We start from the raw sequence: 13,115 nt of genomic DNA, 5'->3' as shown, positions 1-13,115 counted from the left end.
GGTCACTTCACACATCGTGGGCTTTCATATATTCATGTTCAACTGGAAACGGTGAACTACACAGGCTCTTCCATCAGAAGCTTAACACCTAGCCCAACCAGCACCATGCCCGTCACACCTTCCATCCACTTCATAAAACTCGCGTTCTTGAGCAAGTTTTTAGCGGAATTAAGAGCACCAGCCAAACCACACTGCCACACCATCGCAATCATAAAGTGTACCGAAGCCATCAACATAGATTGCAATAAAGGTGAACCTTCAGGGTTTACAAATTGAGGTAAAAAGGCCAAATAGAAAACTGCCGTTTTTGGGTTAAGAACGTTAGACAGAAAGCCTTCACGCAAAGAACGCTTTGCACTGTAAGCTTGTTGAGCTTGTTCTCCGACCTTCAAACCGCCACCGTTTTTCATCAAAGCTCGTAAACTGCTTAAGCCAAGCCAGATGAGGTAAACCGCACCCACCATCTTAACGGCTTGAAAGAGTTCAGCGGATTGGGCGAGGATTGCAGATATGCCCACAGCAGAGAAAAACGCGTGTACATACAAGCCGCTACAAATACCAAAGCTCGTCATACAACCGTCAGCTAAGCCAGAGCGGCTAGTATTGCGAATCACCAAAGCCGTATCTAAGCCCGGCGTTAGCGTTAAAATAGTGATGGCAATTAGAAATGCCTCAAAGTTCAAAATATCCATATCATTGTCATTCTTGTTCAGCGATCTATCATCAATACCGTGTATCTGAACAATTCGCAAGCAACAATTGCCACCAGCTATACAACTCACTGATTTTGTGCACAATAGAACAGTTTAATTTGTTAAGAAATAGTAAATTCAAGGCATCGTACCGCCTCATGCTTTTCTCGCTATATCTTCGACTGCGAAGGTCGGCGTCATTAAAAAGCAGAGCCATAATCAAAGTACACGAGAGATGAACCTTAACGCTGACACAGCCCTAAGGATCATTTAAAGAAACCAAATTAAGAGTAGTCAAATGAGCGCATTCAAAAAACTAGTCGAACACTCTCAAAAATGTTCACGCTTTCAACACCTAGCCTCTATTTGTGGTTGGGACCAAGCTTCAATGATGCCTGCCGGTGGTAACCAAGCTCGTAGTGAAGCGATGGCCGAGCTTTCGGTTCATATTCACGGGTTAATGACGCAACCACAACTTGGCGACTGGATTGCAGACGCTGAAAACGAAGCGCTAAATAACGAACAACAATCGTCACTTCGTGAAATAAAACGCCAATGGCAACAAGCTAACCTACTTCCAGAAAAGCTGGTTGAAGCAAAATCTCTAGCAGGTTCAAAATGTGAACATGCATGGCGCAGCCAACGTGGTAACAACGACTGGGTTGGATTCGAAAAGAACTGGCGTGAAGTGGTTGAGCTATCTCGTGAAGAAGCTCAGATCCGCGCAGATGCCGCTAACTTAACGCCTTATGATGCAATGCTGGATATCTATGAACCGGGCACCAGCTCTGCTTCACTTGATACCCTATTTGCAGACGTTAAAACTTGGCTTCCAGGTTTAATTGATGAAGTGATCGAGAAACAATCGAGCGAGCAATTTAACGCACCATCAGGCATCTATTCGACCGAGAAGCAAAAAGCACTTGGTTTAGAAGTCATGAAGCTGCTTCAGTTCGATTTCGAACATGGCCGATTGGATGAAAGTGTTCACCCATTCTGTGGTGGCGTCCCTTCAGACGTACGTATCACAACCCGATACGACGAAGCGGAATTCGTTCAAAGCTTAATGGGTATTGTGCATGAAACAGGACACGCACGTTACGAGCAAGGCTTACCAAAACACCTAGCAGGCCAACCGGCGGGCGAAGCGCGCTCTATGGGCATCCATGAATCTCAGTCTCTGTTCTTCGAGATGCAAGTCGGCCGCAGTGACCCGTTCATTGGACACTTAGCAAACTTGGCAGGGCAGCAATTTTCAGGTTCAGAGTTTGAGAAAGAGAACTTCCAGAAGATCTACACTCGCGTGAAGAAAGACTTCATCCGTGTCGATGCTGATGAACTCACCTACCCTGCACACGTTATCCTGCGCTACGAGATTGAGCGTGACTTGATCAACGGCAAGATTAAACACACCGACGTTCCAGAGTTATGGAATACCAAGATGCAGTCATACCTTGGCTTAAGCACTCAAGGCAATTTCACTAACGGTTGTATGCAAGATATCCACTGGACAGACGGCGCATTCGGTTACTTCCCATCTTACACATTAGGCGCGATGTACGCGGCTCAGTTCATGGCTTCAATGAAGAAGACGGTCGATGTGAACTCTGTGATTGAAAGCGGTGACCTGTCGCCTATCTTCACTTGGCTAGAATCGAACATTTGGAGTAAAGGCAGCCTGCTTACTACTGATGATTTGGTGAGAGGTGCAACAGGTGAAACCTTGAATGCGCAATACTTCAAAGATCATTTGAGAAGTCGTTATCTGTAGATAAAACGCCCAACCACATTGAAGTGTTCTACTTGCAGAGCTTGCTGTGTAAGTAGAACCAAGCTGAAAAAGCATAGTACAAGTATTACTCCCCTTAGGAACACAACGGCCTGATGCAAAGGTTCAAAATGCCAAAGGCAAACGTAGTTTATTCCTTGATCACACACCGAAAAGCAGCGCTCTCTAACTCAAAGGTGGACAGAAACAAGTCAGCGACTTTACTAAATTAGCAATTGACGAATAACCACAGGTATAGGCACTCGCTTAACTTAGTATCAAAAAACTGGTAGAAAATCAGAATTAAAAGGAGGATGCCTTTCTACTTCATTTTTTGTTTTACATTCCATAAAAAATGACATGGATTTGCAGTAACCTTTGATTTGTAGTCGTTACGCGATTTCATAGTATTCAATCCCGCTAGCCCAGTAAAAAGTAAACTTGCCCCACCAGTTAAAACACTTAGTGCCACACCAGCAACAGCGATACCAGCTTCGGTCAGGTGAGTGTTTCTTATGTGCTTCACTTGCGGTGCGATCTGGCGCATTTGAACTTCTAACAATTCATGTTGTGTATCTTCAATAATATTCTTAACACGTTGTGGGTCTGACTCATGCCTTGCTTCACGTAACCCTTTTTCCAGCTCAGCACGAAATGATTGGAATGCTTCCCCATCATTGTTTCTAATAGACATTAGATCGGCAGAAGACACTTTTTCCAAGAACGGCACATCCATTCGTAGGGCGCAATTCAAAGTATTGGAGTGGATATCTTTAGTGCCAACATTCATGTTAAGAAGATTGCTTTCAAATAGATGTTCAGTACCAAACATACAACAGAGGTCTTCTGATAAAGCGATGCGTTTTTTGAGTTCTATGAAGTGATTGCGTGCTGTTTGATTGACTGACTGGTTTACCCATGCATTAAATTCTGCTTTGCTAGGTGGAACTGAAGACTTTTTGTGTAAAAATGTATAGACATCATCTTTATCCGTGGATTCAACTTCAGTAGGGGTCAACAGGTATCCCATAGCAAAGCCTTTTTCCATACCTTCGAAGTGAACGCTGATATTCCTACATGGGTATAAGTCACGCATCACGAGCATTCGCCCATTGTCGTTTTGAACACTACGTACATCAGCACTTAATTTGTATTGTTCCAAAATACTTGGGGGTAAGCAGTCTTCAAATCCAACATCCGAGTAAACTAGTGGCAGTTCTGTTGGACGCTCTAACTCAAAGCTAACTGGGTACAACTTAACGTAACCACCCGCAACTAAGGGACGTAATTCAACAAGCTTAACCGCTGCTTTAGCTAGCTTTTGACGATCAATCTTTGAGATTGATGCCATGCCCATAAATGAGGTTAGTGCTTCCGTAGCGCTTGATCTGAAGTCCGTTAGCTCAAAGATAGGATCTTCCACAACGGCTTCTTCTAAGTACAGTGCAGCTTGTTTTAGATGCGAAGTACGTGACATCGTATCGGTTGCCATACAGCTCACAGTGCCATTATTAGCCCTAACGGTTTTCCGTATTTCTGGCAGCACTTTCAGGCAATATTCGCGATAATTTCGCAGTTCTTTCTCTAATTCTGAATCTGATACACCACTGTACATCCGTGTAACCAATGTGCTTTCTAAAAGTAGAGAATCATTCAGGTAATCATATGCGTAGCTTCCCATCAGTTCCTATCCAATTGACTAAAGACAAGCGTTATTTTATCTAGTAACAGCTACTAAGCAATTGATTTGGTAGTAGTAGCTACGGAAACCTAACTGTTCTGAGCTTGTGTGTCGTCTCATTAGTTCAGAAAACACAAAATATCTTTGTGTTGAAGAATCTTAAATCTTACCAAAATCACAATGGGGAAAAAATAAGCATAAAAAAGGGATTTAAATCACCGTTCATATTTATTTTCTACAGTTCCCCTCAATGCTCCCCTAGAAGTGACAACCAAGGCGAAATCCATTACAAAACAATAACTTACAAGGGTAGCGAGAATCCATCTTAAATTGCTTTGATACAGGCTTTCTGACCAAGCAATACTATTGTTGTTCAAGCCAAGAACAAAACTTCTGAAGAGTACCAGCGACATCATTGAATATGGCTTCATCTACGTAAACCCTTACCCAGTCAAACCAGTTATTTGTTACCGCAATGCCCGCAGCATCTACAAACGGCTTTGTTGCGTAATTCAATGGAACTAAATCAAGAACCTACGATCTGATCAGCTACCTCCACTCTATCTCGTAGTCCTATGCCTAAGCCTCGTTATAAAACAACCAACTGGAAGCAATACAACCGATCACTCATTAACCGTGGTTCTCTGACTTTTTGGATTGATGAAGAAGCAATAAGCGGATGGGCGCAAAGCAAACAGAATAAGCGCGGTAGGCCGCGTCGGTTCAGTGATTTAGCTATCACGACAGCACTCATGGTCAAACGAGTTTTTTCTATGCCATTGAGAGCGCTGCAAGGATTTATCGACTCGATATTTAGGTTAGCCCATGTACCGTTAAGTTGTCCGCATTACACCTGCATCAGTCGTAGAGCCAAGCAAGTTGAGGTTTCATTTAAGACTAAAACGAGAGGAGCGATACAGCACCTAGCCATTGATGCTACTGGCCTTAAGGTTTATGGCGAAGGTGAATGGAAAGTCAAAAAACATGGGACGGATGGCAAGCGTAGAGTCTGGCGAAAGCTGCATATTGCAGTCGATACCAACACTCATGAGATCATTGCCGCCGAGCTAAGTTTATCGACGGTTACAGATGGAGAAGTACTCCCGAACTTACTGAAACAAACACGCCGAAGTATCCTTGAGGTGTCTGGTGATGGCGCTTACGACACGAGAGCGTGTCACGCTGCTATTAAGATTAAGGGAGCTATTGCGCTTATTCCCCCAAGAGAAGGGGCTGCCTTCTGGGAGCGTGGTCACCCTCGAAATTTCGCCGTGGGTTGCCAGAAATTATACGACTCAAATAAGTATTGGAAAGAGCGGTATGGATACCACAAACGTTCACTCTCAGAAACAGCGATGTATCGAGTTAAACAGTTGCTAGGAGGGAAACTGAGCTTAAGAAATTACAATGCCCAGGTGGGTGAAACTTACGCGATGATAAAAGCGTTGAACAAGCTTACTGGGTTAGGTATGCCTGAAACTTGTCGTATTGACTAAGAAACAAGCGAAACGGGTTGGCTCTATCTCTAAATTTAATTACGCAACAAAGCCCCATAACGCTGCAAAATATCACCAATTGCAACATAAGTGCGTTTTTCGTGTGTTTTGTTCGAAAACCTTTGGATGTGAGCTTCTGATAATGAATCTTCGATTGAGCTTAGATTTACATCTCCCCTAAGTAACTCAAGGTTGTCATTAATCTTAATAGTTTGAACACTTTCAAGTGCAATTTCAGCAATATCACCATCTAACCTTGGCTTTAATAATTGTAATAGGCTTGTACCTTCTAACTCGTACTCTTCACCTGTTACTCGTTCTCTTTCGTCTAAATCCGCAATTACGGGAGCCAACATCAATTCAGTTAAATTTGATTGAGGATCAGCATCAACAGTTAGAACTTTTTTCCCATTCAAGGAAAGTAAGTGCGCAAGATTGAACGTGGTTGTTGTTTTTGACACTCCACCTTTGTGGTTGTAAAAAGTAATAATTTTTGTCATAAAAAACCTTAATTGTTTGTGGAGATATTGAAATATTTACCTAGTCGTATAACGCTTTGCTAAGCGGATAAATTTGGTTGGCTATAATCGCGAAGCGATGGCCAACTGTTTTTATTCCGTTTAAGCAACTTGTTAGCGCTACGTTATGACCAAATACGTTTTTGCTCATTTCCCCAACCGTCTGGGCTGATCAGTCCTTCATAATCATCGATACGTCTAAAGCGGAAAACAATCCTATCTTTTCCATTACGTTCTACAACTCTAAAGCCAGTTATAACGCCGCCACAAAATGATGGCTCTTTTTGACCAGAATGAAGGTAAATGTCTCCTCCCAATATCCGTTCAATGCTTTCATCAGAAACAACCCAATAACCGCTTTCCCATTCATTTGTACCCGCATCTACTAATTGAAAGTTTTCTAATCGTTCGACGAAATGTATTGATGACATATATATTCCTTAGTTGTAGTGCTAACAGTTATTAGACAAAAATTGCTGTATTTAAATGCATAATTTGATGTCTGATTATTATGCAACATATCTTAATCGACTTACTTGATTCATAACAATGACTTATGTTTACTAATTTGCGATTGAACAAGAAAATGTAGAATTTAGTTCTGTCTAACAAAGCCAAATGAATAAAACTTGATAACTGCTCTGGCTGATATTGTTAAAACAAGTTTACTATTGATAATAAAGACAATATTCAACTTCCAAAAACTCGGTTATTTACTCATTTGTAATTAAGATAAAAACAGAAAAATATCGAGATTAACTTAAAGAAATTTATTCTATCAATTCAAACAAAACGGATTTTAATAAATCACGCCCTATCATACGTTTACGATAAATAACAAACTTATATTTTATAAAAACAATTTGAACAATAAGACTTTTTGTAAACTTTGAATTACATACTGGCTTTGTTGCGTAATTAAATTTAGAGATAGAGCCAACCCGTTTCGCTTGTTTCTTAGTCAATACGACAAGTTTCAGGCATACCTAACCCAGTAAGCTTGTTCAACGCTTTTATCATCGCGTAAGTTTCACCCACCTGGGCATTGTAATTTCTTAAGCTCAGTTTCCCTCCTAGCAACTGTTTAACTCGATACATCGCTGTTTCTGAGAGTGAACGTTTGTGGTATCCATACCGCTCTTTCCAATACTTATTTGAGTCGTATAATTTCTGGCAACCCACGGCGAAATTTCGAGGGTGACCACGCTCCCAGAAGGCAGCCCCTTCTCTTGGGGGAATAAGCGCAATAGCTCCCTTAATCTTAATAGCAGCGTGACACGCTCTCGTGTCGTAAGCGCCATCACCAGACACCTCAAGGATACTTCGGCGTGTTTGTTTCAGTAAGTTCGGGAGTACTTCTCCATCTGTAACCGTCGATAAACTTAGCTCGGCGGCAATGATCTCATGAGTGTTGGTATCGACTGCAATATGCAGCTTTCGCCAGACTCTACGCTTGCCATCCGTCCCATGTTTTTTGACTTTCCATTCACCTTCGCCATAAACCTTAAGGCCAGTAGCATCAATGGCTAGGTGCTGTATCGCTCCTCTCGTTTTAGTCTTAAATGAAACCTCAACTTGCTTGGCTCTACGACTGATGCAGGTGTAATGCGGACAACTTAACGGTACATGGGCTAACCTAAATATCGAGTCGATAAATCCTTGCAGCGCTCTCAATGGCATAGAAAAAACTCGTTTGACCATGAGTGCTGTCGTGATAGCTAAATCACTGAACCGACGCGGCCTACCGCGCTTATTCTGTTTGCTTTGCGCCCATCCGCTTATTGCTTCTTCATCAATCCAAAAAGTCAGAGAACCACGGTTAATGAGTGATCGGTTGTATTGCTTCCAGTTGGTTGTTTTATAACGAGGCTTAGGCATAGGACTACGAGATAGAGTGGAGGTAGCTGATCAGATCGTAGGTTCTTGATTTAGTTCCATTGAATTACGCAACAAAGCCTTACATACTCTAAAATTCAATCTCCCTAAAAAACTTGTCATAAGCCGAAATGCTCTTCCAATCTTGATTCGCAACACATGGCATTACCGTGTTGCATATAGACTTCCTATAAAGCCGTTGGGAAGAAGGAGTTTATATTAAAATCAGGAACGAAAAATGAACCAACAACGTCAACTAAGCTGGAAAATAGCAGCTATTCTAGGTACATCTTTTGGCTTTAATGCACACGCTGCAGAAATGGTCAGGGTCGATGATGATGCATTACTCCAACAGAGCCTCATCGCGCAGTCGAAGAGTGTTGCCCCACTAGAATTAGGTTTTTCTGAAGTAAAACGGGTGGTATTGCCCAATGGAAAAACCAAAGTCCGCTATCAACAAACTCACCTAGGTTTACCCGTCTTTGACACTTCGGTTGTCGCTACCCTTTCCAAGAACCAACCCACTCAGGTGTTTGGCTCGATGGCACAAGGGATCAGTGGTGACTTATCCAGCATCGCGCCAAATCTGAATCAAGAACAAGCGATTGAAGCCGCACTCTCCGCTCACCGCACATTTACTGTCGGCAAAAAGTCGATTGAAAACAAAAAAGCAAAACTCATGGTGAGACTGGACGAGAATCAAACCGCGCAAGTGGTGTATCTGGTCGATTTCTTTATCGCTTCGTCTATGCCAGAGCGCCCTTTTTACTTTATTGATGCCATGACTGGTGATGTGCTCCAAAAATGGAATGGGTTAAACCACGCCAAAGCGTCCGGTACTGGCCCCGGTGGTAATATTAAAACCACTCGATATGAATATGGCAGTGACTTCCCTAGCTTTCCCATCGACAAAACAGGCACAACTTGTACGTTAGAAAACGATTCTGTTAAGACAGTCGATTTGAGGAACGGAACGTCTGGCAGCGCAGCCTACAGTTACAACTGTGCCGACGGCACCAACTACACCGATCATAAGTACATTAACGGTGCTTACTCGCCTCTTAACGATGCGCATTATTTTGGTAATGTCGTGTTTGATATGTACAAAGAGTGGATGAACACGTCGCCTTTAACTTTCCAGCTGACGATGCGCGTTCATTACGGTACCGATTATGAAAATGCCTTTTGGAATGGCTCATCCATGACATTTGGGGATGGCAAAAACACCTTTTATCCATTGGTCGATATTAACGTGAGTGCTCACGAAGTCAGCCACGGGTTCACAGAGCAAAACTCCGGCCTTGTGTACCGAAACAGGCTTTGTTGCGTAATTAAATTTAGAGATAGAGCCAACCCGTTTCGCTTGTTTCTTAGTCAATACGACAAGTTTCAGGCATACCTAACCCAGTAAGCTTGTTCAACGCTTTTATCATCGCGTAAGTTTCACCCACCTGGGCATTGTAATTTCTTAAGCTCAGTTTCCCTCCTAGCAACTGTTTAACTCGATACATCGCTGTTTCTGAGAGTGAACGTTTGTGGTATCCATACCGCTCTTTCCAATACTTATTTGAGTCGTATAATTTCTGGCAACCCACGGCGAAATTTCGAGGGTGACCACGCTCCCAGAAGGCAGCCCCTTCTCTTGGGGGAATAAGCGCAATAGCTCCCTTAATCTTAATAGCAGCGTGACACGCTCTCGTGTCGTAAGCGCCATCACCAGACACCTCAAGGATACTTCGGCGTGTTTGTTTCAGTAAGTTCGGGAGTACTTCTCCATCTGTAACCGTCGATAAACTTAGCTCGGCGGCAATGATCTCATGAGTGTTGGTATCGACTGCAATATGCAGCTTTCGCCAGACTCTACGCTTGCCATCCGTCCCATGTTTTTTGACTTTCCATTCACCTTCGCCATAAACCTTAAGGCCAGTAGCATCAATGGCTAGGTGCTGTATCGCTCCTCTCGTTTTAGTCTTAAATGAAACCTCAACTTGCTTGGCTCTACGACTGATGCAGGTGTAATGCGGACAACTTAACGGTACATGGGCTAACCTAAATATCGAGTCGATAAATCCTTGCAGCGCTCTCAATGGCATAGAAAAAACTCGTTTGACCATGAGTGCTGTCGTGATAGCTAAATCACTGAACCGACGCGGCCTACCGCGCTTATTCTGTTTGCTTTGCGCCCATCCGCTTATTGCTTCTTCATCAATCCAAAAAGTCAGAGAACCACGGTTAATGAGTGATCGGTTGTATTGCTTCCAGTTGGTTGTTTTATAACGAGGCTTAGGCATAGGACTACGAGATAGAGTGGAGGTAGCTGATCAGATCGTAGGTTCTTGATTTAGTTCCATTGAATTACGCAACAAAGCCACCGAAACATGTCGGGCGGTATGAATGAAGCTTTCTCCGATATTGCGGGCGAAGCGGCTGAATACTACCTGCGTGGTAACGTCGATTGGATTGTCGGCAGCGATATATTCAAATCTGAAGGTGGCTTGCGTTACTTTGATCAACCTTCAAAAGATGGCCGCTCGATTGATCACGCCTCTCAATACTACGATGGTTTGAACGTTCACTTATCTAGCGGTGTTTATAACCGCGCCTTTTACCTTTTAGCGAACAAATCGGGTTGGAATGTACGTAAAGGCTTTGAAATATTCACAGTCGCGAACCAACTGTATTGGACGGCAAACAGTACCTTTGATGCCGGTGCTTGTGGCGTAGCGAAAGCCGCAGCCGACATGGGCTATGTGGTTGCCGATGTTGAAGATGCTTTTAACACGGTAGGCGTGAATGCAAGTTGTGGTTCAACGCCTCCAACGGGCAATGTGCTGACGAAAGGCACACCAATTACGAACCTAAGCGGGAATCAATCCTCGGAAAGCTTCTACACGTTCACTGTTGATTCTGCATCAAGCGTGACGGTTTCAATGTCTGGTGGTTCCGGCGATGCCGACCTTTACGTGAAATCGGGTAGCAAGCCAACGACATCGAGTTACGACTGTCGCCCTTATCGCGCTGGAAACAATGAGCAATGCAGTGTCAGCGCGCAACCGGGTGTCACCTATCATGTGTTACTGCGCGGATACTCGAACTACTCTGGCCTAACATTGCGTTTAGATTGATTGTGTATAGATTGGGTTCGCACTTAGAACGAAGCGCGAAAGGTAACAATAAATGCAAAAGCCTACTCACATGAGTAGGCTTCATCGCTTATTAAAAGATTGGATTTTTCTAGAAACTTGGACGACCTATTAAGAAGCCAAATTGATCACGCAGACAATTTTAAGATCTCACTGGTAAACAGTTCTCTTAGCCATCGGTTTACGATGTCGTCATTACGGCTGCTGTGCCAATACACACTCAATGATGGCTTGGTGTATTCGAATGGCAGTTCAAACATCTTAATTTTTTCTTCATCGAAGTAGGCTTTCGCCACGCTTTTGGGGAAGGTAGCAACCCAATTACTGTTATAAATCGTGTCCGAAAAGTCAGCGATGGAATTGAGTTTTCTTGCCACTTTCCTCTCTGAAAATATTGGGCTGTGGAACTCGGAGAGCTGGTTCACTCGGTAGTTATCATGTGTAAGCGTTACATGTTTTTCTGAAAGGTATTGTTCTAAGGTGACTTGTTCTTCGATGTTAGCGTGGTTTTGGCTACACACAATACACAGCTCATCACTCCATACCTCTTGGCTTAATAAGGTTGGATGTGCGCTAGTTAAGTCGATAACAAGGTCGATCTTTTTCTCTCGAATGTCCGTCGCCATGTCTTCTTTAATGTTCACGATTTCAATAACGCAGTCTGGTGCTTCTTTCTGAATCCTATCCAAAACTTGCGGTAGCGTCACACTGCTTGAAATACTCATCGCAGCAATTCTGAAGGTATGATTGCACTCTTTGGGGTCGAAATCGTGAGTTTCAGGGAGTGAGTGTGAAACCAGCTTGTGTGCTTGCTTGAAGATTGGATACAGGTCGTTCGCGACCGGCGTAGGCTCGAGTGTGTATGATTTTCTAACGAAGAGCAGATCTCGGTATTCGTCTCTAAGCTGCTTTAGGTGAGCACTGAGACTGGGTTGAGATATATTGAGCCTTTCTGCTGCGTACGTCAGGTTTCCTTCTTCATATATCGCGATAAAGTAATATATGAGGTTGAGGTTAAATCGTTTCATTCGAGCTCTTCAGGCAGTCATGTAATTAAATAAACGATAAAAATAATATCGTTTAAATGACTGTGAATTATCGCTCCCCATTCCCATATTTTAGTTATGGTTATGACAGAACATTGTTAAAACGCCAAAACAAAATAACACGAACTAGTACGGTAGTATTTAAGGAACAAGATCAAAATATCGGTAACAGTCTGGTTTTTATAAAGATATAGGTTTTCCTGATATCTAGTATAGGCATGGCGTTATATTAGAAGACGCTTGAGTTTGACATAATTATCGGTTCCTAAATATACACATATAGAAATAGAGAATGATGAACCGATTTGTAAAACCGATAATAATCTCAATGAGCCTAGTGACTTTATTTGGCTGCGTAGGTAGTAACGCAGTAACAGGTAAACTAATGGAGTTTAACGTTAAAGCCGTTGATAACCGTTACGCTCGTGGTGGCCTAAACATGTTACTTGCCCCTGCTTACGGTATTACCGTTGCTGCCGATTACATCGTGTTTAACTCACTAGAGTTTTGGACGGGCAAGAACCCAATCAACAAGAAGCCTCACATCTTTGATACCAAAGTAGATACCTACATTGATGTTAATGACCAACTGGATGACAGCCTAACAGAAGCGCCTATCGACCCATTGGCAAAGCATGTGATTGACCACAGTGAAATGAAAGTACTTAACCAAGACGAAATCGCAATTGAGCTAACCTACAACGACGGTACTCGCGCGACTCTAACGGGTCAACGTTTCGGCGATGAAGTTCATTACTCTATTGATAACCAAGTGATTGCAAAAACAAGCTTGGAAGAGATGCAGATGTACATGGCATCGGCTGAGCAGTCGTAAGCAACGTAGAATTAACTGATACACCCCCAATCAATTCAGTTAGTCAGTAACTATAAAAAAG

11 protein-coding genes and 2 pseudogenes are annotated in these 13,115 nt (G+C 42.9%); 5 read left to right on the top strand and 8 right to left on the bottom strand.

Features of this window, described 5'->3' with window-relative positions; all coding sequences use genetic code 11:
- Positions 1–56: 56 nt before the first annotated feature.
- Positions 57–692 (bottom strand): LysE family translocator, encoded by a 636-nt coding sequence (locus OCV20_RS07245; RefSeq protein ID WP_017058961.1) that lies wholly within the window; start codon positions 690–692, stop codon positions 57–59.
- A gap of 298 nt (positions 693–990) precedes the next feature.
- Between OCV20_RS07245 and OCV20_RS07240 the strand changes: the two genes are divergently transcribed.
- The gene (locus tag OCV20_RS07240) at positions 991–2,463 is read left to right on the top strand and encodes a carboxypeptidase M32 (RefSeq protein WP_086774908.1); all 1,473 of its coding nucleotides are present in this window, start codon (positions 991–993) and stop codon (positions 2,461–2,463) included.
- Between the two features lie 319 nt (positions 2,464–2,782).
- Here OCV20_RS07240 and OCV20_RS07235 read toward each other — a convergent pair whose 3' ends face one another.
- Positions 2,783–4,075, bottom strand: coding sequence for a hypothetical protein (locus OCV20_RS07235; RefSeq protein ID WP_261881435.1), 1,293 nt, complete (start codon positions 4,073–4,075; stop codon positions 2,783–2,785).
- 429 nt (positions 4,076–4,504) lie between these two features.
- Positions 4,505–4,657, bottom strand: a complete 153-nt coding sequence (locus tag OCV20_RS07230; RefSeq protein ID WP_261881434.1) for a hypothetical protein — start codon at positions 4,655–4,657, stop codon at positions 4,505–4,507.
- Between the two features lie 59 nt (positions 4,658–4,716).
- Here OCV20_RS07230 and OCV20_RS07225 point away from each other — a divergent pair, with 59 nt between their 5' ends.
- Complete coding sequence (locus OCV20_RS07225) at positions 4,717–5,637, top strand: IS5 family transposase (RefSeq protein ID WP_086773621.1); 921 nt, start codon at positions 4,717–4,719, stop codon at positions 5,635–5,637.
- Positions 5,638–5,672: 35 nt separating this feature from the next.
- Here OCV20_RS07225 and OCV20_RS07220 read toward each other — a convergent pair whose 3' ends face one another.
- The 3 genes from OCV20_RS07220 to OCV20_RS07210 all read right to left on the bottom strand — a co-directional run bounded on the left by OCV20_RS07220 (position 5,673) and on the right by OCV20_RS07210 (position 8,033).
- A complete protein-coding gene (locus OCV20_RS07220; RefSeq protein WP_086774934.1) occupies positions 5,673–6,137 on the bottom strand; it encodes a ParA family protein in 465 nt (154 codons plus the stop codon).
- 143 nt (positions 6,138–6,280) lie between these two features.
- Complete coding sequence (locus OCV20_RS07215; RefSeq protein ID WP_086774933.1) at positions 6,281–6,586, bottom strand: hypothetical protein; 306 nt, start codon at positions 6,584–6,586, stop codon at positions 6,281–6,283.
- Between the two features lie 526 nt (positions 6,587–7,112).
- A complete protein-coding gene (locus OCV20_RS07210) occupies positions 7,113–8,033 on the bottom strand; it encodes an IS5 family transposase (protein ID WP_086773621.1) in 921 nt (306 codons plus the stop codon).
- 235 nt (positions 8,034–8,268) lie between these two features.
- On the opposite strand from OCV20_RS07210, the pseudogene OCV20_RS07205 reads away from it, so the two are divergent.
- Positions 8,269–9,345: pseudogene (locus tag OCV20_RS07205) on the top strand (M4 family metallopeptidase); the annotation flags it as partial.
- Positions 9,346–9,400: 55 nt separating this feature from the next.
- Here OCV20_RS07205 and OCV20_RS07200 read toward each other — a convergent pair.
- A complete protein-coding gene (locus OCV20_RS07200) occupies positions 9,401–10,321 on the bottom strand; it encodes an IS5 family transposase (RefSeq protein WP_086773621.1) in 921 nt (306 codons plus the stop codon).
- 78 nt (positions 10,322–10,399) lie between these two features.
- Between OCV20_RS07200 and OCV20_RS07195 the strand changes: the two are divergent.
- Positions 10,400–11,155, top strand: a pseudogene (locus tag OCV20_RS07195) (M4 family metallopeptidase); the annotation flags it as partial.
- A 146-nt stretch (positions 11,156–11,301) separates the two neighbouring features.
- On the opposite strand, the gene OCV20_RS07190 reads toward OCV20_RS07195, so the two are convergent.
- Positions 11,302–12,201, bottom strand: coding sequence for a LysR family transcriptional regulator (locus OCV20_RS07190; protein WP_086774536.1), 900 nt, complete (start codon positions 12,199–12,201; stop codon positions 11,302–11,304).
- A 310-nt stretch (positions 12,202–12,511) separates the two neighbouring features.
- Here OCV20_RS07190 and OCV20_RS07185 point away from each other — a divergent pair, with 310 nt between their 5' ends.
- Positions 12,512–13,054: a DUF3332 family protein gene (locus OCV20_RS07185; protein WP_048616456.1), complete on the top strand. Its 543-nt coding sequence runs from the start codon at positions 12,512–12,514 to the stop codon at positions 13,052–13,054.
- Positions 13,055–13,115 lie beyond the last annotated feature (61 nt).

The organism is Vibrio coralliirubri, assembly GCF_024347375.1.
Classification (GTDB): domain Bacteria; phylum Pseudomonadota; class Gammaproteobacteria; order Enterobacterales; family Vibrionaceae; genus Vibrio; species Vibrio coralliirubri.
Note: the sequence above shows the minus strand (reverse complement) of the source record. Positions and strands in the feature narration are given on the sequence as shown.

What these genes read in the sequence shown, in the direction of transcription:
- OCV20_RS07245 (WP_017058961.1), bottom strand. Translation starts at nt 692, where the DNA reads ATGGATATTTTGAACTTTGAGGCATTTCTAATTGCCATCACTATTTTA.
- OCV20_RS07240 (WP_086774908.1), top strand. Translation starts at nt 991, where the DNA reads ATGAGCGCATTCAAAAAACTAGTCGAACACTCTCAAAAATGTTCACGC.
- OCV20_RS07235 (WP_261881435.1), bottom strand. Translation starts at nt 4,075, where the DNA reads ATGTACAGTGGTGTATCAGATTCAGAATTAGAGAAAGAACTGCGAAAT.
- OCV20_RS07225 (WP_086773621.1), top strand. Translation starts at nt 4,717, where the DNA reads ATGCCTAAGCCTCGTTATAAAACAACCAACTGGAAGCAATACAACCGA.
- OCV20_RS07220 (WP_086774934.1), bottom strand. Translation starts at nt 6,137, where the DNA reads ATGACAAAAATTATTACTTTTTACAACCACAAAGGTGGAGTGTCAAAA.
- OCV20_RS07215 (WP_086774933.1), bottom strand. Translation starts at nt 6,586, where the DNA reads ATGTCATCAATACATTTCGTCGAACGATTAGAAAACTTTCAATTAGTA.
- OCV20_RS07210 (WP_086773621.1), bottom strand. Translation starts at nt 8,033, where the DNA reads ATGCCTAAGCCTCGTTATAAAACAACCAACTGGAAGCAATACAACCGA.
- OCV20_RS07200 (WP_086773621.1), bottom strand. Translation starts at nt 10,321, where the DNA reads ATGCCTAAGCCTCGTTATAAAACAACCAACTGGAAGCAATACAACCGA.
- OCV20_RS07190 (WP_086774536.1), bottom strand. Translation starts at nt 12,201, where the DNA reads ATGAAACGATTTAACCTCAACCTCATATATTACTTTATCGCGATATAT.
- OCV20_RS07185 (WP_048616456.1), top strand. Translation starts at nt 12,512, where the DNA reads ATGATGAACCGATTTGTAAAACCGATAATAATCTCAATGAGCCTAGTG.